The 690-nt window shown below is 61.7% G+C and carries 1 protein-coding gene; it reads right to left on the bottom strand.

What is annotated here, in order from left to right; genetic code table 11:
* Positions 1–201: 201 nt before the first annotated feature.
* A complete protein-coding gene (locus JK635_RS29320; RefSeq protein ID WP_202656397.1) occupies positions 202–567 on the bottom strand; it encodes a hypothetical protein in 366 nt (121 codons plus the stop codon).
* Positions 568–690: the final 123 nt, after the last annotated feature.

The following is a 690-nucleotide window of genomic DNA, read 5'->3' as shown; positions in this document are numbered from 1 at the left end:
GGTCGGCGTTGCGCTGGCATGCTTTTTCAGCAGCGGATGGTCACGCAGGGCCTGCGCATGCGCGGGTTCGATCAGGAGCTTGAGTTCAATTTCCATGGGGCGGCCGCTTTGAAGGGGGAGGGCCAGTATAGCCGGCGCCGGGCCGGGCCCATTGGCAGCGCGCAAGCTGCCAGCCACCAGCCAGCAACACGGAGGCGCCGTTCAGATCACCGTGTATTCCGGCAGGCGGATCACCCGCATGTTCAGCGACGCATGCATCAGCTGTTCATGCGAGTTGACCAGGCGGACTTCATACGCGCCCTGCTTGCCGTTGCCGAAGCGGATCTCGCTGGCCAGTTCTTCCCAGTCGGTGCGGTCGCGAATGTCATCGGTTTCCAGGCACAGGAAAACCAGCAGGTCGGCATCGACCTTGCTCAGCGCATTCAGGCCCACCCGCACCAACGGGCTGGGAATGCGGTCGTCGATGATCATGCCGTAGACCTTCATGCCTTCCGGATAGCGGAACTGCTGTTCAAGGCTGCCGTTGTCGCTGCTATTGCTGCCGGGCGTGTTGTTGACTGTTTCCATGATGCTTCCTCCAGTGGTGTTTGACCCAAGGCCTGCGCCGTGTCGCCGATGGCGGCAAGCCGGCTGTTTGCGGGGCTCAGCAGATGGAGTGCCTGAAAGACCAAAGATTCCTTGCGACCATTG

This window comes from Neobacillus paridis (genome assembly GCF_016765675.1).
In the GTDB taxonomy this organism is placed as follows: domain Bacteria; phylum Bacillota; class Bacilli; order Bacillales; family Cytobacillaceae; genus Neobacillus; species Neobacillus paridis.
This window is presented reverse-complemented; position numbering and strand designations above follow the sequence as displayed.

Coding starts and splice junctions, on each gene's coding strand:
- JK635_RS29320 (WP_202656397.1), bottom strand. CDS start 567: ATGGAAACAGTCAACAACACGCCCGGCAGCAATAGCAGCGACAACGGC.